Raw genomic sequence first — 26,526 nt, 5'->3', positions numbered from 1 at the left:
GCTGAGGCCGGGCCCGCCCGGCCACTGCCGATCCTTTGCGAGGGAACCATGTCCAAAGACGCCGTTGACATCAACAACCTTCCGTACGCCGATGGTGACTTTTTCTCCTTTGAGCAGCTGCTCACCGGGAAGGAGCAGGACCGGCTCGCGGAGATCCGCGGGTTCCTGGCCCGCGAAGTGCGGCCGATTGCCGTGGATTGCTGGAACCGCGGTGAGTTTCCTATGGAGCTCATTCCCAAGCTTGCCGAGATCGACCTGGTCAGCCCGGTCAGGCGGCAGGGCCATTCCAACCTCTTCGCCGGTCTGGTCCATGCAGAGGCAACCCGTGCGGACACTTCCATCGCCACTTTCATGGGTGTCCACGACGGCCTGTTCACCGGCTCTATCGAGGCGCTTGCCTCGCAGGAGCAGCAGGAAGCCTGGCTTCCGGACATCTACTCCCTGAAGAAGATCGGCGCCTTCGGCCTGACCGAGCCCCTGGGCGGTTCCGATGTTGCCGGAGGTTCGCGCACCACAGCGCAGCGGGACGGGGATACGTGGGTCCTCAATGGCGCCAAGCGGTGGATCGGCAACGCCACGTTCTCCGACTGGGTGGTTGTCTACGCGCGGGACCTCGCCGATAACCAGGTCAAGGGCTTCATGGTGGACACGGCACTTCAAGGCTTCAGCGCCACGAAAATCGAAAACAAGATATCACTTCGCACGGTCCAGAACGCGGACATCGTCCTGGATAACGTGGTGGTTCCCGACTTCTTCAAGCTCGCCAACGCCAACAGCTTCCGCGACACCAACAAGGTCCTTAAGGTCACGCGACTGGCCGTTGCCTGGCAGGCGGTGGGGCAGCAGCTGGCAGCCTTTGATGTGGCCCGCCGCTATGCTGTTGAAAGGCACCAGTTCGGCCGTCCGTTGGCGTCCTTCCAGCTGGTCCAGAGCCAGCTGGTACAGATTTTGGGCAATGCTGTCAGCTCCATGGGCATGATGGTCCGGCTTTCCCAGCTGGAGGACGCCGGCGAGGCGAAGGATGAACAGTCGGCCCTGGCCAAGGCCTTCACCACGGCCCGGATGCGCGAAAGTGTGGCGATCGGCCGCAGCCTCCTGGGTGGAAACGGCATTGTGACCGACTTCGAGATGGCCAAGATCTTCGCCGACGCGGAAGCCATCTACTCCTACGAAGGAACCCATGAGGTAAACACCCTGGTGACGGGGCGCGCCATCACCGGGATATCGGCCATCGTTTAGCCGCCCCCCCCTGCATCCGTGTCACAGGCCTCGGCTAAGGCGGCCCGGTCAGGGGCAGGAGGATGGACGGGCGGAGGTCCACCACGAACTCCAGCGGATTGACATACTCGTCTCCACGCCTGACGCCCCAATGAACACAGGCGAGGGATCCGCAGTGGCCTGGAAGCAGGGTGCCGATTGCGTAGCCTTTCGCCACCACGGTCCCGGCAGCCAGGTCGCTCTCGACGGGCTCAAAACTGCTCCTCAGGCCGTTCCCGTGATCGATCGTGATCACCGGCCGGTCAACCACCACGCCCACAAAGCTGACGGTGCCTGCCTCCGGGGAAGTGACCGGAACGCCGTCGTGCGTTGCCCCAAGGTCCACTCCGCGGTGGCCGCTCATCCACGGCCTGTCCGGCGGATCAAAAGCGCGCAGCACCTCGGGCCTGGGGAAGAGCGGCCAGTCCCACGAGGGGCGGGGCGCTGCCGGTCCCGCGCCTGTGGTTGCCGCCGGGGAGGAGGCAGCCGTCTTCAAGGCAACCGGTCCGGCCGAAACGGCTTCCCCGGAGGGCGCTACGGACGCCGGGAGCAGAAGGAGCGCTGCGAGGAGGGCCGGTGCTTTCATCTGCCCAGCATGCCGCGCCTGACGGGGCTCCGGGAACGCCCGGCCGCGTTATGTGGAAAACCCTCCCGGCAGCGGTGAAGCTGTCCGTAGGGAGGGGGTGCCTGTAGTACACTTGGTGGAGCAGTTTGCTGTGCCCTCAACGCATTTCGCGTCAGCACGTCTCATTCAGAAGTGCGGGGGAGCGGCGGCTGACTACGCGCATCCAGCCCTCCAACTCCGAAGCCATCGGCTTCGTTTGAGGAGGATTGTGCCTCTCGCGGTCAGGCCTTCGGGCCTGCTGAGAAGCGCAATGGATGCCAGGAGCACGGCCCGCCTTGGGCCAAGCTAAATAACCGTCAACTATTGGCAGGGTAAGAGGGCCTTCGGGCTTTCTCATGAATGACCTGCCGGAAGGAGCGCCGGCATGCCCGTCGTAACTATGCGCCAGCTGCTTGACAGCGGCGTCCACTTTGGACACCAGACCCGCCGTTGGAACCCGAAGATGAAGCGATTCATCTTCACGGAGCGCAACGGCATCTACATTATTGACCTTCAGCAGTCGCTGTCCTATATCGACCGCGCCTACGAGTTCGTGAAGGCGACCGTTGCACACGGCGGCACCGTACTCTTCGTCGGCACCAAGAAGCAGGCCCAGGAATCCATTGCTGAGCAGGCAACCCGCGTTGGCCAGCCCTACGTGAACCAGCGCTGGCTCGGCGGTATGCTGACGAACTTCCAGACCGTTTCCAAGCGCATCCAGCGCATGAAGGAACTGGAAGAGATCGACTTCGACGACGTCGCCGGTTCCGCGTACACGAAGAAGGAGCTGCTGCTCCTTCGCCGTGAACTCACCAAGCTCGAGACCAACCTTGGCGGTATCCGCAACCTGACCAAGGCACCTTCTGTGCTCTGGATCGTGGACACCAAGAAGGAACACCTCGCAGTTGACGAGGCCAAGAAGCTGAACATCCCGGTTGTTGCCATCCTGGACACCAACTGCGATCCCGATGAAGTCGACTTCCCGATCCCGGGCAACGACGACGCCATCCGCTCCGTGAACCTGCTGACCCGCGTTGTTGCTGACGCTGTTGCTGAGGGCCTCATCGCCCGCAACCAGCGTGCAACCGGCACCACCGAAGCTCCGGAAGAGCCGCTGGCCGAATGGGAGCGCGAGCTCCTCGAAGGCAGCAAGGCTGAAGAGGCTGCTGCAGCTGTTGCTGCTCCGGTCGCCGAGGAAGCCACGGCTGCAGCTGTTGCTGCCCCGGCAGCCGAAGAAGCTGCCCCGGTCGCCGAGGAAGCCCCGGCTGCTGAGGCTTCGGCCGACGCCGACGCCGACAAGTAAAAAGTAAATCTGGATCCCGGGGCGCTGCTTGCAGCGCCCCGGCACCTGACAGGATGGCGGCTCACCCGGTGAGCCGCTGTCCTGTCGGTCCGTACACCACATACATTTTCTAGACAGAGGGGTTCACATGGCGAACTACACTGCCGCTGATATCAAGGCTCTGCGCGAGCGCACCGGCGCCGGCATGATGGATGTCAAGAAGGCTCTTGACGAAGCCAACGGTGACGCCGAGAAGGCCATCGAGATCATCCGCATCAAGGGCCTGAAGGGCGCTACGAAGCGCGAAGGCCGCTCCACCGCCGAGGGCCTGGTTGCTGCCAAGGTCAACAACGGCGTCGGCGTGATGATCGAGGTCAACTGCGAGACTGACTTCGTGGCTAAGGCCGACAAGTTCATCCAGCTGGCCGACAAGGTCCTGGCCGTGGCTGTGGAGTCCGGCGCTGCCGACCTCGACACCCTCCTGGCCGTCGAAGTTGACGGCAAGCCGCTGTCCGAGGTCGTCGTCGAAGAGGGCGCTGTCCTGGGCGAAAAGGTAGTTGTCCGCCGGATCTCCCGCATCGAGGGCGGCACGGTTGACGCTTACCTGCACAAGACCTCCAAGGACCTCCCGGCCCAGGTCGGCGTGCTGTTTGCAGTTGACGGTGCAGGCGAAGCGGCTGTCACAGCAGCCCACGACGTTGCCGTCCACGTTGCAGCCATGGCCCCGAACTACCTGACCCGCGAAGACGTTCCGTCCGAGCTGGTCGAGTCCGAGCGCCGTATCGCCGAAGAGACGGCCAAGGCTGAAGGCAAGCCCGAAGCTGCCCTCAGCAAGATTGTGGAAGGCCGAGTGACGGGCTTCTACAAGGGCGAGGTCCTGGTTGACCAGGCGTTCGCCAAGGACGCCAAGAAGTCCGTGGCGCAGGTCCTCGAAGAGGCAGGCGTCAAGGCAACTGCCTTCACGCGTTTCCGCGTCGGCTCCTAGTCGAATCTGCAAGGGGGTGGCCACTTCGGTGGCCGCCCCTTTTGCATGCACGGGCTAAATGTCAGATGAGACCTTTGGCCGCCCAGCACGATAACCTAGCTCAGAGTTCACCAACGGGAAGGCACCATGGAAGCCGTCAACACTTCAGTCCAGCCAGAGAAGAGCAGGCGCCGCGTCCTCCTGAAGCTGTCCGGTGAGGTCTTCGGCGGCGGCAAGCTGGGCGTGGACCCCGATACCGTCCGCGGCGTCGCCAAGCAGATCGCGGCAGCAGTCCCCGACGTCGAGGTGGCGATCGTGGTGGGCGGCGGTAACTTCTTCCGCGGCGCCGAACTGTCGCAAAGCGGCATGGACCGCTCCCGCGCAGACTACATGGGCATGCTCGGTACCGTCATGAACTGCCTGGCCCTGCAGGACTTCCTGGAGCAGGCCGGCGTTGAAACGCGGGTCCAGAGCGCCATCACCATGGGGCAGGTCGCGGAAGCGTATATTCCGCGCCGGGCCATCCGGCACATGGAAAAGGGCCGCGTGGTCATCTTCGGTGCCGGCGCCGGTCTCCCGTACTTCTCCACTGACACCGTGGCGGCCCAGCGGGCCTTGGAAGTACACGCGGATCTTGTTCTGATGGCCAAGAGCGGCGTGGATGGCGTGTACACCGCAGACCCCAAGAAGGACGCCGCCGCCGAGAAGCTGGAGACCCTGAGCTACGACGATGCCCTACGCCGCGACATCAGAGTCATGGACCAGACCGCAATGACCATGTGCAAGGACAACAACCTCTCGATGGTGGTCTTTGGAATGGAAGGCGAAGGCAATGTCACCCGTGCCATCCTCGGCGAAAAGCTGGGCACACTGGTGACACCCTAGCTGCAGCTAGGATGTTTTAGGACAGTTCCCCCTGGCCGGACAACGGATGGAACGGGGACTTGATCCAGGAACACTGAACCAAGATCGTGCATGGACCCGGCATCCCGGACTGCACCAACTTCTGAGGAGAGACCGTGATCGAAGATACCTTGCTCGAAGCCGAAGACAAGATGGACAAGGCTGTTGAGGTAGCCAAGGAAGACTTCGCCTCGATCCGTACGGGGCGGGCCAATCCCGGCCTCTACAACAAAGTGCTGGTGGACTACTACGGCTCGCCCACACCGCTGCAGCAGCTCGCGTCCTTCGCCATTCCGGACGCCCGCACCATCCTCATCACCCCGTTCGACAAGACTGCCCTGCGGGACATCGAGCGTGCCCTGAGCGACTCCGAGGTAGGCGCCAACCCGTCCAACGACGGCAACGTCATCCGGATCACCATCCCGGACCTGACCCAGGAACGCCGCAAGGAATACGTCAAGATCGTTAAAACCAAGGGTGAGGACGCCAAGGTGTCCATCCGCAACATCCGTCGCAAGGCCAAGGAAACGTTGGACAAGCTGGTCAAGGACGGCGAAGCCGGCGAGGACGAGGGCAGCCGTGCCGAAAAGGAACTCGACGCCCTGACCAAATCCCACGTGGACGGCATCGACGAGCTGCTCAAGCGCAAGGAAGCAGAGCTGCTCGAAGTCTGATGAGCCAGGCAGAGCAGGCCCCCGCACAACGGGCGCGCACGAAGGGGAAACAGCCCCGGAGGAACCCGACGCCGAAGGCCGGGCGGAACCTTCCGGCGGCCACCGTGGTGGGGTTGGCGATGCTCTTCGCCGTCCTGGGCGGATTGATCTTCCTGCCGCTCGGCTTCGTTGCAGTGACCACCACCTTTGCCGTCTTCGGGGTGTGGGAGATCTTCCGTGCCCTCGAGGCGAACGGGACCAGGATGCCCATTGTGCCGGTGATGACCGGTACCGTGGCCATGCCTTTCGCGGCCTACTTCGGCGGGATTGAAAGCCTCCTCTTTGCCATGCTCCTGAGTTGCGTAGCGGTGCTCCTGTGGCGTTCGATCGAAAGTGCGGCCGGATCGGCCAACAGCATTTTTGCCGGCGTCTTCACCCTGGGCTGGGTCCCGTTCTTCATCAGTTTCGCCGCCTTGCCGCTGCATGCATCAGGCGGCGTCACGACTGTGGGCCTCTGGCCGGGCGGCACCGTGCCCCACGGTGCCTGGCAGGTTGCGGTCATGCTCCTGCTGGTGGTTTCCAACGACACCTTCGGCTACCTGGTGGGCGCGTCGCTGGGCAAGCACCCCATGGCGCCGAAGATCAGCCCCAAGAAGTCCTGGGAGGGATTCGCCGGATCCATTGCCGGCGCCATCCTGATCGGCGTCCTCGCCAGCATCTTCCTGCTTGGCAAACCCTGGTGGGTGGGCGTGGTCCTGGCCGTAGGCCTCGTTGCCGCATCCACTGCCGGTGACCTCGCCGAGTCCATGGTCAAGCGTGAGCTGGGGATCAAGGACATGAGCAGCATTCTCCCGGGCCACGGAGGGGTGATGGACCGGCTGGACTCCATAGTCTTCGCGTCGCCGGTGGCGTTTGTCCTCTACGGGCTGGTCGCAGGAGCATGACCAGACCTGCCCGGCACCCAAGAACTCCGGCAACCCCAATAGACTGGTGCGAAACCGATCCGGCTGAAGAGCATTGAAGGAAACATAGTGGCAGTGGATTTTCAACGGCAGATTCCCGCGTCATTTGAACGCGTGCAGCGAAACGAGTACGGCTACAACGCCAAGCAGGTGGACCAATTTCTCCAGCGGGCCCGGGTCTCGCTGGAATCACCAAAGACGGCGGTCCACGGCATCAAGAGCGGCGACGTCCGTGCCGTCTCCTTTGACCCCGTCAAGGGTGGGTACTCGGCCGCCGTGGTGGATGCCGCCCTGGACAGGCTCGAAGACGCTTTCGCGCGCCGCGAGCGGGACGAACTGATTGCTGCCGGCGGCGAGGAAGCGTGGCTCCGCGAGATCGGCCGCCTGTCCGGGATCCTCCGGGGCCGGCTGCACAGGCCGGACGGTGAGCGCTTCCGGCGCCCGGCCAAGAACAAGACCCGCAGTTACAACACCCTGGACGTGGACAACCTCTGCCGCGACCTCATCGGCTACCTGGAAGAGGACAAGCCGCTCAGCGTGGACAACGTCCGCCGGGCAGTCTTCCGGCCCGCGGCAGGCAAGGACGGGTACGAGGAAAGCCAGGTTGATGCATTCCTGGACCGCGTGGTTGAACTGATGGCCGCCATCGACTGAATCGGCTGAACTGCTCCGCAGCGGCCCTGACGGACAGACCTCAACGTTCCGTAACCAACGGCCTTTCTGGAGTATGCAGGCGGGTCATGACCCGGGACATGGTCCTGGGCACCCGCCCCCTTGTGGCGCGCGATACGAGCACCATCACGGCAAAGGCGGCGGGCACGGTCCAGGCTGCCGGCTGGGCCAGCCAGAACGGGGTGCCGGCGGCTCCCGCGGCCGCACCATAAATCATGGCTCCGCCGCACAGCATGCCGCCGGTTACCATCCCGGCAATGGCGCCGGCGTCCGTGAGCCCCCGCCACCAGATTCCCAGCAGGAGCACCGGGCAGACAGTGGAGGCCGTGAAGGCGAACACCAAGCCCACGCTGCCTGCCAGGGCCAGCGAGTCCGTCATGAAGGAGAAACCCAACGGGACCACTGCCGAGATCACGGCGGCCAGCCGGAATCCCCGGACGCTTCCACCGAGGACGTCCTGGCTGATCACACCGGCCAGGGAAACCACCAGGCCCGAGGTGGTGGACAGGAAGGCGGCAAAAGCGCCGCCGACCACGAGGGCAGACAGCAGATCGCCGGCGGTTCCGCCGACCAGCTGCCCAGGCAGCAGCAGCACCACGGCATCGGCCTGCCCCGAGCGGGCAACGTCCGGGGCGAACAGCCGGCCAGCCAGCCCGTAAGCGGTGGGGAACAGGTAAAAGACGGAGAGGAGCCCCAGCACGATGAGGGTGGTCCGGCGCGCCGACTGCCCGTCAGGGTTGGTGTAGAAGCGCACCAGGACATGCGGCAGCCCCAGCGTCCCGAAGAGCAGCGCCACGAGCAGCGAGATGTTCTGGTACGGTCCGGCAGGTGCGAGGCCGGTGGGATTGACGGCGGCCTGGGCCACGGCGGGAGTCCCGTTGCCCGCCAGGACAAACGCGATGAAGATGAGGGGCACGGCGAGGGCGGTGAGCTTGAGCCAGTATTGGAAGGCCTGGACAAAGGTGATGGAACGCATGCCGCCGGCCACCACTGACAGGCAGACCACCACAACCACGGCGACAGATCCCACCCAGGACGGCAGACCGGTGGTGATCCTGATTGTCAGCGCGGCACCGTGGAGCTGCGGGACGATGTACAGCCATCCCACCACAACCACCACCAGGCTGGTCACCCTGCGGACGGCAAGCGAGTCCAGCCGGGCCTCGGTGAAGTCCGGGATGGTGTAGGCGCCGGACCGTCGCAGCGGGGCGGCGACAAAAAGCAGCAGCATCAGGTATCCGGCGGTGTAGCCCACCGGGAACCAGAGCGCATCCGTGCCCGAAAGCAGGATGAGTCCCGCCACGCCCAGGAAGCTTGCCGCGGACAGATACTCGCCGCCGATCGCGGAGGCGTTCCACCACGGCCGCACCGTCCGGGAGGCCACATAAAAGTCTCCGGTGGTGCGGGAAATCCTGAGGCCGTAGAAGCCGATCACCGCCGTGGCCAGCGAAACTACCGTGAGCGCCACAATGGCTACTGCTGGATTCACGGCCGGCTCACTGGTCCTCGGCCAGGTCGCGGTACCTGGCCTCGTTCCGCGTTGCAGTCCGGATGAACAGCCATGCGCTCAGGCCGATCACCGGGTAGATGCCCGCGCCGATCAGCAGCCAGTCGAAGGGGATGCCCGCCACCCGGGTCTCCGCAAGGCCGGGGACGGCCGCAAGTAGCAGCGGGAACGCGCCCAGGATCAGCAGGAACCCGCCGGCCACCACCAGGGCCAATCGAAGCTGGGAGCGGATGAGGGACCGGACGAAGACCTGGCCTACTTCCGATTCCTCGGCTGCCTCGCGCGTGTCCCTGGCCGGCCTGGCCGGGGACCGCGGGGCCGTGACCCGCACGCGTGTCATGCCTGTGGCCGGATGCGGGTGGCTTCCAGCTTCTCCCGGACCGTGGGCAGGTGGCGGCGGCTGATGGGCAGGCTGGCCCCAGCCACCGTGACGCTGGGCTTGTCCGCCGCCAGTTTCATGGAGGTGACATGCTTCAGGGCCACCAGGTAGGACCGGTGCGTGCGGATAAAGCCGGCCTCGGCCCACTGCTGCTCCAGATCGGCCAGCGGGACCCTGATGAGGTAGCTGGCATCCGCCGTGTGCAGTCTCGCGTAGTCACCCTGCGCCTGGACGTACGTGACGTCGTCGCGCCTGATCATCCGGGTGGTGCCGCCCTGGTCCACGGTGATCATCTCAGGAGCCGGTCCGCCATCGCGCAGCAGTTCGCTGATCCGGCCCACGGAACGGGCCAGCCGCTCGGCACGTACGGGCTTGAGCAGGTAGTCCACCGCGGCGAGCTCGAAGGCTTCCAGGGCGCATTCCTCGTCCGCCGTCACGAACACGACGGCCGGCGGGTGGCTGCTGCGGGCAATGGCGCGTGCAATATCCAGGCCGGACACCGCCGGCATGTGGATGTCCAGGAAGACTGCATCCACGGTTTCCGTGCTGAGGGCGCGCAGGGCCTCGCTGCCGGAGGACGCCCGGTGGATGATGCCGATCCGGTCGTCCCTGCCCAGGAGGTAGGCCAGTTCCTCCACGGCAGGCAGCTCGTCGTCGGCGACGAGGACATTAATCATGGTTCCTACATTAGCTGCGTTGCGTTAGCCGGACAGAGCTCAGGCGTCGTGGCCCGGCTGGGACTTGGGCACCCGCATGGTGATCAGGGTTCCTTCGCCAGGGGCTGTCTCGATCACCAGCCCGTGTTCGTCCCCGTAGACCTGCCGGAGCCTGGCGTCCACGTTCCGCAGTCCCACATGGTCGCCGTCGCTGTGGCCGGCCAGCATTGACTGGAGCTGGACAGGGTCCATGCCCACGCCGTCGTCCTCGATGGTCACTTCCGCGAAGGCACCCGAGTCGTTGGCGGTAATGCTGATATGGCCGGGGCCTTCCTTGGCCTCCAGCCCATGCCGGACAGCGTTCTCCACAAGGGGCTGCAGGCTCAGGAAGGGGATCACAGTGCTTAGGACTTCCGGTGCGATCTGCAGGCTGACCTGCACCCTGTCGCCGAAGCGGGCGCGCTCGAGCAGCAGGTACCGGTCGATGCAGCGGAGCTCTTCGGCCAGCGTGGTGAAATCGCCGTGGCGCCGGAACGAATACCTCGTGAAGTCGGCGAACTCGACCACCAGTTCGCGGGCACGCACCGGATCCGTGTTGATGAACGAGGCGATGGCGTTGAGCGAGTTGTAGATGAAGTGCGGGCTGATCTGGGCCCGGAGGGCACGTACCTCTGCTTCCATCAACAGGGTGCGGGACGCGTCCAGTTCAGCCAGTTCCACCTGGACGGCCACCCAGTCTGCCACTTCGCTGGTGGCCCGGACCAGCCCCGCACCCGCTGACGGGGCAAATGCCGCTACAACCCCTACCACGCGCGAGCCGGCCCGCACCGGCGCGATGACCGCGGCCATGGCGGCGGCATGCCGTCCCTCCGCGGCCCGGCCGCGTCCGCCTTCGCCGCCGGGAACGAGATCCCCCCGGCTGCAGCACGGTGGTCCTGCCGCCGACCAGCACGTCCGCGGCGAGGCCCATCAGCAGCGGTTTCAGTTCCTCCGCGGACCCGTCCCACGCCAGTACGTCCGCGGTGTCAGTGATGGCCAGCGCATCACAGCCGAGCAGGTTCCGCAGTTGCCGGCTCGCTTTCGCGGCGCCCGCCTGGTTCAGTCCCGTTCGCAGGTGCTGGCCCGCGCGGGACGCGGCATGCAGGGTGTTGTAGGTTGCGCGTTCAGCATCGGTGCCCAGCTCGCGGAAGGACCGCAGCACCTTGAGTCCCACGCCGACGACGACGGCAATCGCCAAGGCGATCACGGCGACGGCGGCGGCGGTCAGGAGCGGGGAGTCCGGCATGGTGCCCAGCGTAGCGGCGCGTGCCGTTTGCCGCAGCATCGAGACCGTTGAGCGACCGTTCCCGCGCTGGCTCTGGCGTGCAGCGCACGCCACCACGCATAGTGATAGCAGTCACATGGGCAGGGCTCTGTTCAGCCGGTGTGAACCAGGCAAGTCTCAATGAGGAGGAATGATGGGTAATGATGCCCAGACTCCGGACGCAGCGGCGTCCGTGGACTTCGAACAGGTCCAGTCGACAGAGCGGTTCCAGGAACTGCGCAAACGTCACCGCAGCTTTGTTTTCCCCATGGCCATCGCATTCCTGCTGTGGTACTTCGCATATGTCCTGCTGGCTGACTACGCCGTCGGCTTTATGTCCACCAAAGTGTGGGGCAACATCAACGTCGGCCTGATCCTGGGCCTGCTGCAGTTCGTCTCCACGTTCGCCATCACCGGCTGGTATGTCAGCTACTCCAACCGGAAGCTGGACCCCATTGCGGCGGAGATCCGCAACGAAATCGAAGGCCATGAGTTTGATAAGCATGGCAACCTCGTGAGCGGAGTGACCAAATGATCGGAATTGCCACGGCGGTTGATGTTGCCGCCCTCAAGGACACCACGCTCCTGAACATGGGGATCTTCGGCCTGTTCGTGGCCGTCACCATGATTATCGTGCTCCGGGCCAGCCGGAACAACAAGACCGCAGCGGACTACTATGCGGCCGGGCGTTCATTCACCGGATCGCAGAACGGAACGGCGATCGCAGGCGACTACCTGTCCGCCGCATCGTTCCTGGGAATCACGGGTGCGATTGCCATCAACGGGTACGACGGCTTTATGTACTCCATCGGCTTCCTGGTGGCCTGGCTGGTTGCGCTGCTGCTGGTGGCCGAACTGCTCCGGAACACCGGCAAGTTCACCATGGCGGATGTCCTCTCCTTCCGGCTGAAGCAGCGTCCGGTGCGCATCGCAGCGGCCATCTCCACGCTGGCCGTGTGCTTCTTCTATCTGCTGGCCCAGATGGCCGGCGCCGGGAGCCTGATTTCGCTGCTGCTGGGCATCAGCGACTGGGGCGGACAGGCCTTGGTGATCATCGTGGTGGGTGCCCTGATGATCATGTACGTACTGATCGGCGGCATGAAGGGCACCACGTGGGTGCAGATCATCAAGGCCATTCTGCTGATCGCCGGCGCCGCAGTCATGACCTTCTGGGTCCTCGCGATCTATGGCTTTAACGTCTCCGCTCTGCTCGGCGGTGCCGTTGAGACTGCAAACAACCCGGCCATCCTGAACCCCGGCCTGCAGTACGGCAAGTCTGAAACGTCCAAGCTGGACTTCATGTCGCTGGGACTGGCCCTGGTCCTGGGCACGGCGGCCCTCCCGCACGTCCTGATGCGCTTCTACACCGTCCCCACGGCCAAGGAAGCCCGGAAGTCAGTGGTGTGGTCCATCTGGCTGATCGGCCTGTTCTACCTGTTCACGCTGGTCCTCGGGTACGGCGCAGCCGCCCTGGTGGGGGCAGAAACCATCAAGTCCGCTCCGGGCGGCGTTAACTCGGCTGCACCGCTGCTGGCCTTCTATCTCGGCGGACCGCTGCTCCTCGGCTTCATCTCGGCGGTGGCCTTCGCCACCATTCTGGCCGTAGTGGCCGGGCTGACCATCACTGCCGCCGCGTCCTTTGCCCACGACATCTACGCAAGCGTCATCGCCAAGGGCAAGGCCGACGCCGACACTGAGGTCAAGGTGGCTCGGCGCACCGTTGTGGTGATTGGCGTGATGGCCATCATCGGCGGCATCTTCGCCAACGGGCAGAACGTGGCGTTCCTCGTGGCGCTCGCCTTTGCGGTGGCCGCCTCGGCCAACCTCCCCACCATCGTCTACTCGCTGTTCTGGCGCCGGTTCACCACCCAGGGGGCCGTGTGGAGCATGTACGGCGGCCTGGGGTCGGCCATCATCCTGATCGCCTTCTCACCGGTGGTCTCCGGTGCCACGACATCCATGATCCCGAGTGCCAACTTCGCCTTCTTCCCGTTGAGCAACCCCGGCATCGTGTCCATTCCGCTCGCATTCCTGCTGGGCTGGCTTGGCACCGTGCTGGACAAGAAGCGGGAGGACACCGCCAAGCAGGCCGAAATGGAAGTCAGGTCCCTGACCGGGGTCGGCGCCGAGAAGGCCGTGGACCACTGAGACACGGGAGTCCGTCAGCGGAAGGGCTGACAGGCTAAGCCAAGACGGAAAGAGTCCCTGTGCCACGGCACAGGGACTCTTTCCGTCTTGTGCGGGGACTTTTCCCTCCCCTCAGCGCTGATGATGACTCGGTAGATGGCCAGTTCCGTCTGTCTGTTCCCCGTGCTGGCCGTGCGGGACGGCATACTGTCCGGCGGTGGAAGCGGCAAGCCCCGGCGTCGCGATTCCTGCAACAAGCACCGCTCCGGCAAAGGCAGCCAGCAGGAGGCGGCCGGGCCGGACGGCGGCGGGAAATCCGCCGTCGTCAGTGCTTTTCCCTTGCGGGCCCACCCGGCGCTGTTTCGCGTCCTGTTCCTTCCGCCGAAGCCAGGCGGCCGAGGCCAGAATCATCAATGTCAGCAGCATCGCCGCAAGGTGGCTGAGGTTGAGGCCTGAGGAAGGTCCACGGCCGAGCCAAATGGCCGCGACATGGATTCCGGAAGCAACCAGCAGCAGCGTGGCCGACAAAGCCGGCGCGGGGAAGTGGCCACGGTTCAGGGAGAAGACGGTCCCCAGGACGAGCACCGCTCCCCATAGCCCGGCCAGGATGCCGAACGCTGCCTGCCCGGAGCTGCCGGCCCCCGCCCGCTCCGCAAGCAGGCTCGAGGAGACAGCCAGGTTCACTGAACCCGCCCCGAACCCTGCGAAACCGGCGAAGAGCCGGACTGCGGCGGCTGCCCATCCCTCCACGGATCCCCCCAAACCCCGGGGAGCCATGACGGCCTAGGCCCGTGCGGTGGCGGGAGACTTGTCCAGGGACAGGCCCACACCCAGGAGGAGCACGGCACTGGCAAGGTGCAGCACGTTATCCGCCCCGTTGAGGGCAATGATGTTTAGCGGCGAGCTCAGCAGGAACAGGCCCACCACGCCCACCAGGAGGTACACCGTACCCACCCCGGCGTTCACAGTACGGGCCGTGGCGGTGCTTTTGAGGCCGGCGTAGAGGAGGGCAGCGCCGATGGCCAGGTGGATGACGTTGTGGAGCGGGTTGACTTCGAAAATGATGAGGTTGTTGCCCTCGGTGGCGAAAAAGCCGATACCCGAGGTCACCGCGAAGCCCAGGAGGCCGACAAGCAGGTAGACGGCACCGAAGACGGTGGCGATAAGACGGTTCGGAGATGTGCGCATGGCCCGAATCCTTCCGGTAGGGCGGGGATCTGCCATCCCAGCCAGACTGTGGGATCCCGGATGGAACCCTCAGGAAGCAATTCGGACCATGCGTTCGTGCGGATGGGTGGGAAGTGCGGTTAAGCCTTGGGCCGCAGCTTGATGTTGATCATCTTGGGCGCATCCTTGCCCTCGAAGCGGTAGGCAAGTTCAACCGCTTTGTTGTTGTCGCAGGTGATGAGGCCGGCCACATCGGCAGAGTTGGTACCGTTCTCCGAGCTGACCTTGACGTCGTTGTACGCCGGCTTGCAGCTGTCATTCATTTCCAGGCTCTGGACCCCGGCGATGAAGTCTTCCTTGGACAGCTGCTCCTTCAAGGCCGGGTCCAGGTAGTCATCGTAGGCTTGTGAGCTTTCCCCGGCGATGACCAGCTTGGTGAAGCCATCCGCGAGGCCCTTTGCCTGGTTGGCCGCCCCGCCCACTACGTTGACCAGAATGACGACACCCAGGACCACCAGAAGCAGGACTCCGCCCACGATTCCCAGGATGACCCACAGCTTCCGGCGGTCCCTGGCCGGCGGCTGCTGGCCAGGAAGGCCGAAGGGCGCGGCCGGGTACTGGCCCGGCGCCCCGTACTGGCCCTGGGTTGGTGCTCCCTGCGGGGCCTGGGGCGCACCGTACTGGGGTGTGCCGTGAGGCTGCTGCTCTGCATATTGCGGCGTGCCGTACGGTACTGCGGGCTGGTGCTGTGGCGGTGCCGGTGGCTGCTGTGGCGGTGCCGGTGGCTGCTGCGGCACGGCGCCGGTCTGACCCGGCTGGTACGGTTCCTGAGGATTGCTCAAGATGGAGCCTTTCCGGCAACGTGCACGTGCACTGCCTTATTGCTGGGACCCGCTGACCGGCGCCCCATCGATTCAACTTGGACCAGCCTATAACCCAGCCTCCAGGGGCTGTGTATCGCTGGATGGCGCAGCCAGCCGCACGTGAGGGCAGGAACGTCCTAGCCGTCTCCGGATCTCCGCTCCAGCAGCGGCTGGATGCGGAAGGGAATGAGTTCGCCCATGGCCAGGGCCGTGTCCGTCCGGTCGACGCCGTCGCAGGCCAGGATCTTGCCGTTGATCCGGAACAGATCCTCAGCGTCCACCGCCACCACGCGCAGGAGAAGATCGGCGGATCCGGTGAGGCCGTAGCCTTCAAGTATTTCCGGAACACCGGCGAGGTCCTGGGCAAGCTGGCCCAGCTTTTGTTGCTGCACATGCACGGAGATGAAGGCCATCAGGGGATACCCCAGGGAGACAGGGTTGATCCGCCGTTCGAAGGACAGGAAGACGTGCTTTTTCTCCAGCTGCGCCAACCGGGCCTGCACCGTGTTCCGGGACAGGCCCAGCGTCTGGGCCAGCGCCACGACGGTCCGTCGGGGGTCGCCGGCGAGGGCCGAAAGCAGCCGGGTGTCTGTGCCATCCAATGCTTGCATAATGCGCAAGGCTAGCACGGTCCGGGACCACGAAACATAGCATTCTGCTCAGTTATTGCTGCAGCGGTTGTACCCATTGAGCATTGTGAGTATGGTCACAATTATCCGGGGCAACGGCGCCCGGGCGGCCGGCGGCCGGCGGGACCATAAGTCCTCAGGAGCCGGTCAAACGACGTGAGAAGGTTGCGGGCGATCGTGTCTACAGACGAAGCGGGCCAGGGCGCATCAAGCGCCGAAGGCCCCGGCAACAGTGCAGAAAACCACGGCGGATCCGGCAGGAACCTGATCCAGCTGGTCACCCCGGCGGGGGAGCGGATCAGCCATCCGGAATTCGACCCCTGGGTGCAGGACATCGCGGACGAACAGTTGTGCTCCCTCTACGAGGACATGACTGTCATCCGGCGGATCGACGTTGAGGCCACGGCCCTCCAGCGTCAAGGTGAGCTGGCCCTTTGGCCGCCGCTGCTCGGGCAGGAAGCATCCCAGATCGGCTCAGGCAGGGCACTGCGCGAAGATGACTTTGTGTTCTCCAGCTACCGGGAGAACGGGGTTGCCTATTGCCGCGGGGTGGACCTGACGGACATCATCCGGGTGTGGCGGGGGAACGCGTCCGCAGGATGGGACCCGTACACCATCAACATGGCAACGCCTCAGATCATCATCGGAGCACAGACCCTGCATGCCGTGGGCTATGCGATGGGAATCCAGAACGACGGCGCGGATTCCGTGGCCATGACGTACTTCGGTGACGGTGCCACCAGTAAGGGTGACCTCAACGAGGCCATGGTTTTCGCCGCAAGCTTCCAGGCACCGGTGGTCTTCTTCTGCCAGAACAACCACTGGGCCATCTCGGAGCCGGTCCGTCTGCAGTCGCACGTCCAGCTCGCGGACAGGGCCACCGGATTCGGTATCCCCAGCATGCGGGTGGACGGCAACGATGTCCTGGCCGTGATGGCAGCCACGCGCGTAGCCCTGGACCGTGCCAGGCGCGGGGGCGGACCCACCTTCATCGAAGCCGTCACGTACCGCATGGGTCCGCACACCACCGCCGATGACCCCACCCGCTACCGTGACGCCAACGAGCTTGAGGACTGGGCAGCGAAAGACCCCATCTCCCGGGTCGCGTCGCTCCTGGAGCGCAAGGGCCTGCTGACCGAAGAGCTGCAGCAGCATGTCCGGGACAAGGCCGACGCCGTGGCCCGCGAGATGCGCTCCGGCTGCACCACCATGGCCGACCCGGAGCCGCTGGACATCTTCAAGCACGTCTACAGCGCACCCAACACCTGGCTCGACCGGCAGCAGGACCACTACTCCCGTTACCTGGCTTCCTTCGGTGACCCCGCGGGAGCCGCTTCAGAAGAAGGTGCACGCTGATGACCCAGATGACCTTTGCCCGTGCCATCAACGCAGGCCTGCGCAAATCACTCGAGAACGATCCCAAGGTCATCCTGCTGGGGGAGGACATCGGCACTCTTGGCGGTGTGTTCAGGGTGACCGACGGGCTCCAGAAGGACTTCGGAAAACACCGCGTGGTGGATACTCCGCTGGCCGAGTCCGGGATCATCGGCACTGCCGTCGGCCTGGCCTACCGGGGCTACCGGCCGGTGGTTGAAATCCAGTTCGATGGGTTTGTCTACTCGGCCTTCGACCAGATCGTGAGCCAGGTGGCCAAGCTGCACTATCGGACGCAGGGTGCGGTGAAGATGCCCATCACCATCCGCGTGCCTTTCGGCGGCGGCATCGGCTCTCCCGAACACCACTCGGAATCACCGGAGGCTTATTTCACCCATACCTCCGGCCTCCGGGTGGTGAGCGTTTCCAATCCGCAGGATGCACACACCGTGATCCAGCAGGCAATCTCCTGCAATGATCCAGTCCTGTATTTCGAACCCAAGCGCCGCTACCACGACAAAGGAGAGGTTGACGAGTCGCTCGATCCCCGTACCGCCCTCCCCATGGACACGGCCCGGGTGCTCACCGAAGGCACTGATGTGACGCTCGTGGCCTACGGCCCGTTGGTCAAAACCGCCCGTGACGCCGCCACCGCCGCCGCGGATGAGGGCGTGTCCATCGAGGTCATCGACCTGCGCTCGCTGGCACCGGTGGATTACGCCACGGTGGAGGCCTCCGTGCGGAAGACGGGCCGCCTGGTGGTCACCCATGAGGCCGGGCAGTCCGGCGGCCTCGGCGCCGAGGTGGCGGCCAGCATCACCGAACGGTGTTTCTACCACCTGGAAGCTGCTCCGGTCCGCGTCACCGGCTTCGACATCCCGTACCCGTATTCCAAGCTGGAAATGCATCATCTTCCCGGACTGGACAGGATCCTTGACGGCGTAGACCGCGCCATGGGCCGTCCGAACTCGCTCAGCGGGCTGGAGGGATGAGCGCTACCATGATCAAGGAATTCAGGCTCCCCGATCTCGGCGAAGGCCTCACGGAATCCGAGATCCTCAGCTGGAAAGTGGGGGTTGGGGACACCGTCAGCCTCAACCAGGTCATTGCTGAGGTTGAAACGGCCAAGGCCGTGGTCGAGCTGCCATCCCCCTTCGCCGGCGTCATCACGGCCCTCCATGAACAGCCCGGCAGCATCGTGGAGGTGGGCAAGCCGATCGTCTCCTTTGAGGTAGCGGACGACGACGGCGGGTCGCCAGCCGCCGCGCCCGCTGGAGGGGGCGTGGCCGGGTCAGGCGCTGGACCTGGTACGGCCGGGAGCGGTACGAGCGGGAGCGGTACGAACGGGACCAGCGCCAACGGGGCGGGCACAGCCGAGGCGGGGACGTCCAAAAGGCAACCGAACCTGGTGGGCTATGGCGCCGTCGTCGAAAGTTTAAGCCCCCCGGTGCGGCGGCCCCGGAACTTGGTTTCCAACCCAGCAGCTGCTGAGGCTCCTCTTCCCAGCGCACCTGCTGCTGAGACGTCAACGGCGGGACTTGCTGCGCCGGCTGGTGAACGTCCCCGGTCCACGCCGCCCGTGCGGAAACTGGCCAAAGACCTTGGAGTGGAACTAGTCGAGGTCGCGGGCACCGGAGCAGGCGGGCTGATCACCAGGGACGATGTCCGGAACTTTGTCGGCGGCCGCGATCTTCCGGCCGCAGCGCACCACCTTGCCGCGGCTCCGGACCGGCCGGAGACTGGTGTGCGGCCTGGGGCGCCCCGGGAGCGCGAGGTCCGCACTCCCATCAAGGGCGTCCGCAAGTTCACGGCCGCCGCGATGGTGGCAAGTGCGTTCACGGCGCCGCACGTGACGGAGTTCCTGACCGTGGATGTCACGCCCACCATGGAGCTGCTCGCCAAGCTTAAGGCGAGCCGTGCTTTTGCCGGGTACAAGCTCACTCCGCTGACCCTGGTGGCCAAAGCGCTGCTGATTGCGCTCCGGCGGAATCCGTCGCTGAACTCGCGGTGGGACGAGGCGGGCCAGGAGATTATTCAGTTCAACTACGTGAACCTGGGCATCGCCGCGGCAACACCGCGTGGACTCACGGTCCCGAATATCAAGGACGCGGACGCGCTGTCCCTGCCCGAACTTTCAGAAGCCCTGACCGAACTGACGGAGACGGCACGCGCAGGCAAAACATCGCCGGCCGGCCTGTCCGGGGGCACCATCTCCATCACCAACATCGGGGTCTTCGGCATCGATGCCGGAACACCCATCCTGAACCCGGGCGAGGCAGCCATCCTGGCCATGGGGGCGGTCCGGAAGGCGCCCTGGGAGTACCAGGGCGAGGTGGCCCTGCGCCAGGTCATGACGCTCAGCCTGTCCTTCGACCACCGGCTGGTGGACGGCGAACAGGGTTCGCGGTTCCTGGCCGACATCGGCACGATCCTGGCCGAGCCCGGCATGGTCCTGACGATGGTCTAGCCCCCTGACCCCGCATGAGCGGCCCAAGCCCGCATGAGCGTTGCTGCCCAGCAACGGTCATGCGGGCTTGGGCCGTTCGTGCTAGGAAGCCGGCTTCACGTCGACGGTCAGGGCCGCCAAAGCCATGCTCTCCAGAAGCGGCCGGGCAGTCCTTGGTGCCATCTTGCGGCCATGGCTGCGAACCGAGTGTGGCGTGGAGTTGATCAGGCCGAAGGTGGCGTGGGCCCGCATCCGGAGTTCGGCGGCGTCGGTGGCCGGGTGCAGCCCTGCGAGTACCTCAACCCAGAGTTCAACGTAGCTGCGCTGCAGGGCACGGACGTCGGCCTGGTCCTGCTCGGTGAGATTGCTGAAGTCACGGTCCTGGACGCGGATCACGTCCGGCTTGCCCAGGGCAAAATCCACCTGGAACTCCACCAGCCGGCCCAGGGCAGCGAGCGGATCCGCCGCTTCGGCCACCACCCGACGGCCGCCGTCGAGCAGTTCGCGGCTGACGGTGAGGAGCAAGTCTCCCAGTACGGCCTGCTTGCCAGGGAAGTGACGGTACACCGCCGGTCCGCTGACCCCGGCCGCGGCGCCAAGATCCTCCAACGAGACGCGGTTGAACCCGTTCGCGGCAAACAGGGAGGCAGCCGCGGCCAACAGGGCCTGGCGCCGGTTCTCCTTGGCCTGGCTTCGCTGGGTGGCCTGGCTGCGCTCGGTCGCCTGGCCCCGGTGGCCAGATTGCGTGGCCTGGGTGGTTGGCACATTTCCTCCTTGGACCTGCAAATTCTAGCAAGGCGGCCGTGTGTTGGACATCACAGTTAATAGAGACTAACCTAAATCCCAGTTACACAACACTAACCGAGTTGGCCCCTTGTGGCTCTGAGTGGAACAGGAACGGACCCAGTCCATGGAGACCCTCGTCAGCCGGCTGGACGCAACGGGCGATGCCTTCGCGGCGAACCGCAGGGCGCAGCTGGCGCTCGCCGGCGAATTGCGGGACAAGCTGGCGGAAGCGGCCCTGGGCGGACCGGAAAAGTCGCGCGAACGCCACGTTGCCAGGGGGAAGCTGCTGCCGCGGGAACGCATCGACCAACTGCTGGACGACGGCAGCCCGTTCCTGGAGATCGCGCCGCTTGCCGCGAACGGGATGTACAACAACGATTCACCGGGCGCCGGCGTCATCGCGGGCATCGGGCTGGTGCACGGCCGCCAGGTGTTGGTGATTTCCAACGACGCCACCGTCAAGGGCGGCACGTACTATCCGATGACGGTGAAGAAGCATCTACGGGCCCAGGAGATCGCGCTGGAGAACCGGCTGCCCTGTATCTACCTGGTGGACTCGGGCGGGGCTTTCCTGCCCAAGCAGGACGAGGTGTTTCCGGACAAGGAGCATTTCGGCAGGATCTTCTTCAACCAGGCCCGGCTGTCCGCTGCGAAGATCCCGCAGATAGCGTCAGTGATGGGTTCCTGCACGGCCGGCGGTGCCTATGTTCCGGCCATGAGCGATGAAACCGTCATCGTCCGCAACCAGGGCACCATCTTCCTGGGCGGGCCGCCGCTGGTAAAGGCGGCCATCGGGGAGATCGTCACCGCGGAAGAGCTGGGCGGCGGAGACGTGCACTCAAGGATCTCCGGCGTCACGGACCATCTCGCCGAAAACGATGAGCATGCCCTGCAGATCATCCGGGACATCGTGGCCACCCTGCCCCGTCCGGCCGCTCCGGCCTGGGAGGTGGACACCGCCGTCGAACCCGTGGCGGATCCGGACGGCCTCTATGGCGCGGTGCCCACGGACGTCAACGCCCAGTATGACGTCCACGAGGTCATCGCCCGGCTGGTGGATGGCAGCAGGTTCCACGAGTTCAAGAAAGAGTACGGCACTACGCTGGTCACCGGGTTTGCCAAGCTGCACGGACACCCCGTGGGGATCGTGGCCAACAACGGCGTCCTGTTCAGCGAGTCCTCCCTCAAAGGCGCCCACTTCATCGAACTGTGCGACCAGCGGGGCATTCCGCTGCTCTTCCTGCAGAACATCTCCGGCTTTATGGTGGGCAAGGACTCGGAGCAGGGCGGTATCGCCAAGAACGGCGCGAAGATGGTCACCGCCGTGGCCACGGCGCGGGTGCCGAAGCTGACCGTGGTGATCGGCGGGTCCTTCGGGGCAGGCAACTACTCCATGTGCGGGCGGGCCTATTCGCCGCGCTTCCTCTGGATGTGGCCGGCGTCGCGGATCTCGGTCATGGGCGGGAACCAGGCTTCCAGCGTCCTGGCCACTGTAAAGCGGGACCAGTACGAGGCCCGCGGCGAGGACTGGTCCGCTGAGGATGAGGAAGCGTTCAAGGCACCCATCCGCCAGCAGTACGAGGACCAGGGCAGCCCCTACTACTCCACGGCCAGGCTGTGGGACGACGGCGTGATCGACCCGGCGGACACCCGCACCGTCCTGGGGCTGGCCCTTGACGTCGTTTCCCGCACCCCGCTGCCGGAGACCTCCTTCGGCCTGTTCAGGATGTGAGCCAAAGATGACTGAGGCACCCCAGATGACCGAAGCACCGGTAAAGCCTGGGCTGTTCGGTACCGTGCTCGTGGCCAACCGCGGCGAGATCGCCTGCCGGGTGATCCGGAGCCTGCGCGCCATGGGCATCCGTTCCGTCGCCGTGTACAGCGATGCCGACGCCGGCGCCCGCCACGTGCGCGAAGCCGATGTTGCGGTGCGGATCGGGCCCGCCGCTGCAACCGAGAGCTACCTCAAGATCGAGGCAATCATCCAGGCCTGCCGCGACACCGGCGCCGAAGCTGTCCACCCCGGCTACGGCTTCCTGAGCGAGAACGTCGATTTTGCCCGCGCCCTGGACGGGGCCGGCATCACGTTCATCGGGCCGGGCGTCGAGTCCCTGAACGTGATGGGGGACAAGATCCGGTCCAAGAACCATGTGGCCGGTTACGGCGTTCCGGTCGTCCCCGGCATCGCGGAGCCGGGACTCACCGACGGCCAGCTCACCGAGGCCGCGGCCGGCGTCGGGTTCCCGCTGCTTATCAAGCCGTCCGCGGGCGGCGGGGGAAAGGGCATGCACATCGTGGAACGTCCCGAGGAACTGGCTGCCACCCTGGCCACGGCCCGGCGGGTAGCGGCGAGCGCCTTCGGCGACGACACCCTGTTCCTGGAACGGCTGGTGTCTGCACCTCGGCACATCGAGGTGCAGGTCCTGGCCGACAACCACGGCAACGTGATCCATCTGGGTGAGCGTGAGTGCTCCCTGCAGCGGCGCCACCAGAAGGTGATCGAGGAAGCGCCGTCGCCGCTGCTGGATTCCTTGGACGACGACGGCGCTACCCGGGCCCGGATCGGTGAGGCCGCCTGCCAGGCGGCCCGGAGCGTCCACTACAGCGGAGCCGGCACAGTGGAGTTCCTGGTCTCGGACGATGCCCCGGACGAGTTCTTCTTTATGGAGATGAACACCCGCCTGCAGGTCGAACATCCAGTCACAGAGATGGTGACCGGTGTTGATCTTGTGGAATGGCAGGTGCGGATCGCCGCTGGCGAGGTGCTCACCGTGGCGCAGGCCGACGTCGAACTCAACGGACACGCGGTGGAGGCACGCGTATATGCGGAGGTACCGGAGAAGAACTTCCTGCCATCAACCGGAACAGTGCTGCTGCTCAACGAACTGCCCGGACCGAAGCAGCGCCCCAGTGCCCCCGCCAGCGTTGAGGCGAAGACCGGCAGCGGCCGCGTCCGCGTGGACTCCGCCCTGTTAGATGGCCTCGAAATATCTTCCAGCTATGACCCGATGATCTCCAAGGTCATTGCCTGGGGCGGGGACCGGACAGCCGCCCTGGACACCTTGGACGCGGCGCTCGCCGGCTACACGGTGCTGGGTGTGGAAACCAACGTTGAATACCTGCGGCTGCTGATCAACGACGCCGACGTCCGGGCCGGGCGCCTCGACACGGGTCTGATCGAACGGAAGATGCCCGGTTTCGAGTTCCGGCGGATCGGGGACGCCGAATTCGTGGCTGCCGCCATGTACGTCCAGGCCAAGGTGCAGGAGCAGGAAAGGAACGAACCGGCAGCAGGACCTTGGCAGCGCCGGGAGGGCTGGCGGCTGGGCGTCCGGGTTCCGCGGCGGATCAGCCTGGGAACCTCCGACGGCGGAATTGCAGTCGTCGCCCTGAAGGGTGACGTGACAGCGGGTGACGTTCTGGTGTCCGTTGACGGCGGGCCGGAACGGACGGCGTCCTTGGATTTCAGTGCCCGGCACCACACCGTGCTGACCCTCGACGGTGAGGCCCGGGAGTATGCCGTCGCGCCGGTTTACACAGGCCCGGTCACTCCGAGCTGGAGCAATCCTGAGCCCGGCGCGCCCACGGAGCTCTTCCTGGGCAGTGACGGCTGGTCCTGCGGGCTCCGGGTGTTGAGCCGTGAAGCGAAGCTGGCACGCGTGCTGGCCGCCATCCAACGTGAGGAAGGCGCGGCTGACCCGGAAGTGCGCTCGCCGATGCCTGGCACGGTGGTGTCTGTCTCCGTAGCTGACGGCGAGCGAGTGGAAACCGGCCAGGTGCTGCTCTCTGTGGAGGCCATGAAAATGGAACACCAGTTGCTGGCGCCGCTGGCCGGAACGGTGCACATCACCATCAGGTCAGGCGACCTCGTGAAAGCGGACCAGGTTCTCGCCACCATCCACCCGGAGCCAGACCCCGCGGCGGAGCCGGAGCCGCACTCGGAGCAAGGGCAGATACATCAGGATCCAATCAACACAGGCAGGGAGCCTAGCCATGGCAGATTTTGAACTCAGCGAGGAGTACCAGGACCTCAGCGACACCGTCCGGGACTTTGCGGACAGTGTCGTGGCACCGGTCTCCGCCAAGCACGATGAGGAACACAGCTTCCCCTACGAGGTAGTGTCCCAGATGGCAGACATGGGCCTCTTCGGGCTGCCCTTCCCGGAGGAGTTCGGCGGGATGGGCGGCGACTACTTTGCCCTGGCGCTCGCCCTCGAGCAGCTGGGCAGGGTGGACCAGTCCGTGGCCATCACTTTGGAGGCAGGCGTCTCCTTGGGCGCCATGCCCGTGCACCGCTTCGGCACGGACGCACAGAAGAAGGAGTGGCTGCCGCTGCTGGCTTCCGGAAAGGCGCTCGCCGGCTTTGGACTTACCGAGCCCGAAGCGGGATCTGATGCCGGCGGCACCAAGACCCATGCCCGGCGTGAGAATGGGAACTGGGTCATCAACGGCAACAAGGAGTTCATCACCAACTCCGGGACCGACATCACCCGCCTGGTCACGGTCACTGCGGTGACGGGCCGGAAAGAACGCAAGGACGGCAGCACCAAGAAGGAGATCTCCACCATCCTGGTGCCCACCAGCACACCGGGCTTCAAGGCGGAGAAGGCCTACAACAAGGTGGGCTGGAATGCCTCGGACACGCATCCCCTCACGCTGAAGGACGTCCGGGTCCCGGAGGAGAACCTGCTTGGTGAGGAGGGCCGCGGGTACGCCAACTTCCTCTCCATCCTGGACGAGGGCCGGATCGCCATTGCTGCCCTGGCCACGGGAGCCGCCCAGGGCTGTGTGGACCTGTCCGTGAAATACGCCAAGGAGCGCAGTGCCTTCGGCCACCATATCGGCAAGTACCAGGCCATTTCCTTCAAGATTGCCCGCATGCAGGCCCGTGCCCACACGGCCCGGCTGGCCTACTACGACGCCGCCGCGAGGATGCTCGCCGGCAAGCCGTTCAAGACCCAGGCGGCCATCGCTAAGATGGTCGCAGGCGAGGCAGCCATGGACAATGCGCGGGACGCCACCCAGGTGTTCGGCGGCTATGGCTTCATCAACGAATTCACTGTGGCACGTCACTACCGCGACTCCAAGATCCTTGAAGTGGGGGAAGGCACCACAGAGGTCCAGCTGATGCTTATCGCCCGCGAACTGGGACTGTAGCCGGCCTGAAAGGATCACTGATGATTAACAAGGTTGTTGCCAGCGTCGAGGAGGCAGTTGCGGACATTCCCGACGGCGCGTCCCTGGCCGTGGGCGGGTTCGGCCTGTGCGGGATTCCGGTGGCCCTGATTGAGGCACTGCACCGCAACGGCACCACAAACCTTGAAACGGTGAGCAACAACTGCGGCGTGGACGATTGGGGCCTGGGCGTCCTGCTCCGCGACGGCCGGATCCGGCGCACCGTCAGTTCCTATGTCGGCGAAAACAAGGAGTTCGCCCGCCAGTACCTGTCAGGTGAGCTGGAGGTGGTGCTGACCCCGCAGGGAACGCTCGCGGAAAAACTCCGGGCGGGCGGGGCCGGGATCCCGGCGTTCTACACCAAGGCGGGCGTCGGTACGCAGGTGTCCGACGGCGGCCTTCCGCAGAAGTACGACGCCGACGGCGGCATCGCGGTCGCCTCCGCCGCCAAGGAAGTGCGTACCTTCAACGGTGTGGACTACGTCCTGGAGGAGTCACTGACGCCCGATTTCGGCCTGGTCCATGCCTGGAAGGGCGACCGCCACGGCAATCTGGTCTTCCACGCAACGGCCATGAACTTCAATCCGCTTTGCGCCATGGCAGGCCGGATCACCATCGCCGAGGTGGAGGAACTGGTGGAACCGGGGGAACTGGATCCGGAGCATGTCCACACGCCAGGCATTTTTGTGCAGCGCGTGGTGGTTGCGGCCCAGGGGGAGAAGCGCATTGAAAAGCGGACCGTGGCACTGACCGCCCCGTCGGGGTACGGCAGCCCCGCAACAACCGCCCAACAGGCCCCACAGGCAGGAGCGTAGCG

General features: G+C 65.2%; 25 protein-coding genes and 1 pseudogene. 16 read left to right on the top strand and 10 right to left on the bottom strand.

Annotation, left to right across the window (positions count from 1 at the left end; all coding sequences use genetic code 11):
• Positions 1-48 precede the first annotated feature (48 nt).
• Positions 49-1,239: an acyl-CoA dehydrogenase family protein gene (locus QFZ30_RS13435; protein WP_307076978.1), complete on the top strand. Its 1,191-nt coding sequence runs from the start codon at positions 49-51 to the stop codon at positions 1,237-1,239.
• Between the two features lie 34 nt (positions 1,240-1,273).
• Here the strand turns inward: QFZ30_RS13435 and QFZ30_RS13430 are convergent, their stop codons facing one another.
• Positions 1,274-1,843 (bottom strand): M23 family metallopeptidase, encoded by a 570-nt coding sequence (locus QFZ30_RS13430; RefSeq protein WP_307076976.1) that lies wholly within the window; start codon positions 1,841-1,843, stop codon positions 1,274-1,276.
• Positions 1,844-2,246: 403 nt separating this feature from the next.
• Between QFZ30_RS13430 and rpsB the strand changes: the two genes are divergently transcribed.
• The 6 genes from rpsB to QFZ30_RS13400 all read left to right on the top strand — a co-directional run bounded on the left by rpsB (position 2,247) and on the right by QFZ30_RS13400 (position 7,279).
• Positions 2,247-3,164: a 30S ribosomal protein S2 gene (rpsB, locus tag QFZ30_RS13425; RefSeq protein WP_307076974.1), complete on the top strand. Its 918-nt coding sequence runs from the start codon at positions 2,247-2,249 to the stop codon at positions 3,162-3,164.
• Positions 3,165-3,291: 127 nt separating this feature from the next.
• Positions 3,292-4,128: a translation elongation factor Ts gene (gene tsf / locus QFZ30_RS13420; RefSeq protein WP_307076972.1), complete on the top strand. Its 837-nt coding sequence runs from the start codon at positions 3,292-3,294 to the stop codon at positions 4,126-4,128.
• 126 nt (positions 4,129-4,254) lie between these two features.
• On the top strand, positions 4,255-4,992 hold the full coding sequence (pyrH, locus tag QFZ30_RS13415) for a UMP kinase (protein WP_307076970.1): 738 nt from the start codon (positions 4,255-4,257) through the stop codon (positions 4,990-4,992).
• A 134-nt stretch (positions 4,993-5,126) separates the two neighbouring features.
• A complete protein-coding gene (gene frr / locus QFZ30_RS13410; RefSeq protein WP_307076969.1) occupies positions 5,127-5,684 on the top strand; it encodes a ribosome recycling factor in 558 nt (185 codons plus the stop codon).
• On the top strand, positions 5,684-6,607 hold the full coding sequence (locus QFZ30_RS13405) for a phosphatidate cytidylyltransferase (protein WP_307076967.1): 924 nt from the start codon (positions 5,684-5,686) through the stop codon (positions 6,605-6,607). The genes frr and QFZ30_RS13405 overlap by 1 nt, the downstream gene beginning before the upstream one ends.
• Positions 6,608-6,694: 87 nt before the next feature.
• Positions 6,695-7,279 carry a DivIVA domain-containing protein gene (locus QFZ30_RS13400; protein ID WP_307076965.1) on the top strand — a complete coding sequence of 195 codons (585 nt, stop codon included), beginning with the start codon at positions 6,695-6,697 and terminating at the stop codon, positions 7,277-7,279.
• 40 nt (positions 7,280-7,319) lie between these two features.
• On the opposite strand, the gene QFZ30_RS13395 is transcribed toward QFZ30_RS13400, so the two are convergent.
• The 4 genes and pseudogenes from QFZ30_RS13395 to QFZ30_RS13380 all read right to left on the bottom strand — a co-directional run bounded on the left by QFZ30_RS13395 (position 7,320) and on the right by QFZ30_RS13380 (position 11,124).
• The gene (locus tag QFZ30_RS13395; RefSeq protein WP_307076963.1) at positions 7,320-8,786 is read right to left on the bottom strand and encodes a sodium/solute symporter; all 1,467 of its coding nucleotides are present in this window, start codon (positions 8,784-8,786) and stop codon (positions 7,320-7,322) included.
• Positions 8,787-8,793: 7 nt separating this feature from the next.
• Positions 8,794-9,144: a hypothetical protein gene (locus tag QFZ30_RS13390; protein ID WP_307076961.1), complete on the bottom strand. Its 351-nt coding sequence runs from the start codon at positions 9,142-9,144 to the stop codon at positions 8,794-8,796.
• A complete protein-coding gene (locus QFZ30_RS13385) occupies positions 9,141-9,860 on the bottom strand; it encodes a LytR/AlgR family response regulator transcription factor (RefSeq protein WP_307076959.1) in 720 nt (239 codons plus the stop codon). The genes QFZ30_RS13390 and QFZ30_RS13385 overlap by 4 nt, the downstream gene beginning before the upstream one ends.
• Before the next feature lie 39 nt (positions 9,861-9,899).
• Positions 9,900-11,124: pseudogene (locus QFZ30_RS13380) on the bottom strand (sensor histidine kinase).
• 172 nt (positions 11,125-11,296) lie between these two features.
• Here QFZ30_RS13380 and QFZ30_RS13375 point away from each other — a divergent pair.
• Together QFZ30_RS13375 and QFZ30_RS13370 are read left to right on the top strand one after the other, a co-directional pair.
• Positions 11,297-11,677 (top strand): DUF485 domain-containing protein, encoded by a 381-nt coding sequence (locus QFZ30_RS13375; protein WP_307080253.1) that lies wholly within the window; start codon positions 11,297-11,299, stop codon positions 11,675-11,677.
• Positions 11,674-13,290: a solute symporter family protein gene (locus QFZ30_RS13370; RefSeq protein WP_307076957.1), complete on the top strand. Its 1,617-nt coding sequence runs from the start codon at positions 11,674-11,676 to the stop codon at positions 13,288-13,290. Before QFZ30_RS13375 ends, QFZ30_RS13370 begins: the two co-directional genes overlap by 4 nt.
• Before the next feature lie 111 nt (positions 13,291-13,401).
• Here the strand turns inward: QFZ30_RS13370 and QFZ30_RS13365 are convergent, their stop codons facing one another.
• From QFZ30_RS13365 to QFZ30_RS13350, 4 genes are all read right to left on the bottom strand, one after another.
• On the bottom strand, positions 13,402-14,019 hold the full coding sequence (locus QFZ30_RS13365; RefSeq protein ID WP_307076955.1) for a hypothetical protein: 618 nt from the start codon (positions 14,017-14,019) through the stop codon (positions 13,402-13,404).
• Positions 14,020-14,052: 33 nt separating this feature from the next.
• The gene (locus QFZ30_RS13360; protein ID WP_307076953.1) at positions 14,053-14,457 is read right to left on the bottom strand and encodes a DUF4383 domain-containing protein; all 405 of its coding nucleotides are present in this window, start codon (positions 14,455-14,457) and stop codon (positions 14,053-14,055) included.
• A gap of 119 nt (positions 14,458-14,576) precedes the next feature.
• Positions 14,577-15,278, bottom strand: a complete 702-nt coding sequence (locus QFZ30_RS13355) for a hypothetical protein (RefSeq protein WP_307076952.1) — start codon at positions 15,276-15,278, stop codon at positions 14,577-14,579.
• 158 nt (positions 15,279-15,436) lie between these two features.
• Complete coding sequence (locus QFZ30_RS13350) at positions 15,437-15,910, bottom strand: Lrp/AsnC family transcriptional regulator (protein WP_307076950.1); 474 nt, start codon at positions 15,908-15,910, stop codon at positions 15,437-15,439.
• A gap of 195 nt (positions 15,911-16,105) precedes the next feature.
• Here QFZ30_RS13350 and pdhA point away from each other — a divergent pair, with 195 nt between their 5' ends.
• The 3 genes from pdhA to QFZ30_RS13335 are packed head-to-tail and all read left to right on the top strand — an operon-like array spanning position 16,106 to position 19,769.
• Complete coding sequence (pdhA, locus tag QFZ30_RS13345; RefSeq protein WP_307076949.1) at positions 16,106-17,284, top strand: pyruvate dehydrogenase (acetyl-transferring) E1 component subunit alpha; 1,179 nt, start codon at positions 16,106-16,108, stop codon at positions 17,282-17,284.
• Complete coding sequence (locus QFZ30_RS13340) at positions 17,284-18,294, top strand: alpha-ketoacid dehydrogenase subunit beta (protein WP_307076947.1); 1,011 nt, start codon at positions 17,284-17,286, stop codon at positions 18,292-18,294. The genes pdhA and QFZ30_RS13340 overlap by 1 nt, the downstream gene beginning before the upstream one ends.
• Complete coding sequence (locus tag QFZ30_RS13335; protein WP_307076945.1) at positions 18,291-19,769, top strand: dihydrolipoamide acetyltransferase family protein; 1,479 nt, start codon at positions 18,291-18,293, stop codon at positions 19,767-19,769. The genes QFZ30_RS13340 and QFZ30_RS13335 overlap by 4 nt, the downstream gene beginning before the upstream one ends.
• Positions 19,770-19,850: 81 nt before the next feature.
• Here QFZ30_RS13335 and QFZ30_RS13330 read toward each other — a convergent pair whose 3' ends face one another.
• Complete coding sequence (locus QFZ30_RS13330; protein ID WP_307076943.1) at positions 19,851-20,513, bottom strand: SACE_7040 family transcriptional regulator; 663 nt, start codon at positions 20,511-20,513, stop codon at positions 19,851-19,853.
• Between the two features lie 145 nt (positions 20,514-20,658).
• Between QFZ30_RS13330 and QFZ30_RS13325 the strand changes: the two genes are divergently transcribed.
• From QFZ30_RS13325 to QFZ30_RS13310, 4 genes are read left to right on the top strand one after another with little or no spacing between them, the layout of a single operon-like run.
• Positions 20,659-22,266: a carboxyl transferase domain-containing protein gene (locus QFZ30_RS13325; protein WP_307076941.1), complete on the top strand. Its 1,608-nt coding sequence runs from the start codon at positions 20,659-20,661 to the stop codon at positions 22,264-22,266.
• Positions 22,267-22,273: 7 nt separating this feature from the next.
• Entirely contained in the window at positions 22,274-24,541 is a 2,268-nt protein-coding gene (locus tag QFZ30_RS13320) for an ATP-binding protein (protein WP_307076939.1), read from the top strand.
• Positions 24,528-25,691, top strand: coding sequence for an acyl-CoA dehydrogenase family protein (locus QFZ30_RS13315; RefSeq protein ID WP_307076937.1), 1,164 nt, complete (start codon positions 24,528-24,530; stop codon positions 25,689-25,691). Before QFZ30_RS13320 ends, QFZ30_RS13315 begins: the two co-directional genes overlap by 14 nt.
• Before the next feature lie 20 nt (positions 25,692-25,711).
• Positions 25,712-26,524, top strand: a complete 813-nt coding sequence (locus QFZ30_RS13310) for a CoA transferase subunit A (RefSeq protein WP_307076934.1) — start codon at positions 25,712-25,714, stop codon at positions 26,522-26,524.
• The last annotated feature ends 2 nt before the right edge of the window (positions 26,525-26,526 follow it).

This window comes from Arthrobacter pascens (assembly GCF_030815585.1).
Lineage (GTDB): Bacteria > Actinomycetota > Actinomycetes > Actinomycetales > Micrococcaceae > Arthrobacter > Arthrobacter pascens_A.
This window is presented reverse-complemented; position numbering and strand designations above follow the sequence as displayed.

Excerpts from the sequence above, each read along its gene's own strand:
- QFZ30_RS13435 (WP_307076978.1), top strand. The coding sequence starts at position 49 with ATGTCCAAAGACGCCGTTGACATCAACAACCTTCCGTACGCCGATGGT.
- QFZ30_RS13430 (WP_307076976.1), bottom strand. The coding sequence starts at position 1,843 with ATGAAAGCACCGGCCCTCCTCGCAGCGCTCCTTCTGCTCCCGGCGTCC.
- rpsB (WP_307076974.1), top strand. The coding sequence starts at position 2,247 with ATGCCCGTCGTAACTATGCGCCAGCTGCTTGACAGCGGCGTCCACTTT.
- tsf (WP_307076972.1), top strand. The coding sequence starts at position 3,292 with ATGGCGAACTACACTGCCGCTGATATCAAGGCTCTGCGCGAGCGCACC.
- pyrH (WP_307076970.1), top strand. The coding sequence starts at position 4,255 with ATGGAAGCCGTCAACACTTCAGTCCAGCCAGAGAAGAGCAGGCGCCGC.
- QFZ30_RS13405 (WP_307076967.1), top strand. The coding sequence starts at position 5,684 with ATGAGCCAGGCAGAGCAGGCCCCCGCACAACGGGCGCGCACGAAGGGG.
- QFZ30_RS13390 (WP_307076961.1), bottom strand. The coding sequence starts at position 9,144 with ATGACACGCGTGCGGGTCACGGCCCCGCGGTCCCCGGCCAGGCCGGCC.
- QFZ30_RS13385 (WP_307076959.1), bottom strand. The coding sequence starts at position 9,860 with ATGATTAATGTCCTCGTCGCCGACGACGAGCTGCCTGCCGTGGAGGAA.
- QFZ30_RS13375 (WP_307080253.1), top strand. The coding sequence starts at position 11,297 with ATGGGTAATGATGCCCAGACTCCGGACGCAGCGGCGTCCGTGGACTTC.
- QFZ30_RS13370 (WP_307076957.1), top strand. The coding sequence starts at position 11,674 with ATGATCGGAATTGCCACGGCGGTTGATGTTGCCGCCCTCAAGGACACC.
- QFZ30_RS13360 (WP_307076953.1), bottom strand. The coding sequence starts at position 14,457 with ATGCGCACATCTCCGAACCGTCTTATCGCCACCGTCTTCGGTGCCGTC.
- QFZ30_RS13350 (WP_307076950.1), bottom strand. The coding sequence starts at position 15,910 with ATGCAAGCATTGGATGGCACAGACACCCGGCTGCTTTCGGCCCTCGCC.
- QFZ30_RS13340 (WP_307076947.1), top strand. The coding sequence starts at position 17,284 with ATGACCCAGATGACCTTTGCCCGTGCCATCAACGCAGGCCTGCGCAAA.
- QFZ30_RS13335 (WP_307076945.1), top strand. The coding sequence starts at position 18,291 with ATGAGCGCTACCATGATCAAGGAATTCAGGCTCCCCGATCTCGGCGAA.
- QFZ30_RS13325 (WP_307076941.1), top strand. The coding sequence starts at position 20,659 with ATGGAGACCCTCGTCAGCCGGCTGGACGCAACGGGCGATGCCTTCGCG.
- QFZ30_RS13320 (WP_307076939.1), top strand. The coding sequence starts at position 22,274 with ATGACTGAGGCACCCCAGATGACCGAAGCACCGGTAAAGCCTGGGCTG.
- QFZ30_RS13315 (WP_307076937.1), top strand. The coding sequence starts at position 24,528 with ATGGCAGATTTTGAACTCAGCGAGGAGTACCAGGACCTCAGCGACACC.
- QFZ30_RS13310 (WP_307076934.1), top strand. The coding sequence starts at position 25,712 with ATGATTAACAAGGTTGTTGCCAGCGTCGAGGAGGCAGTTGCGGACATT.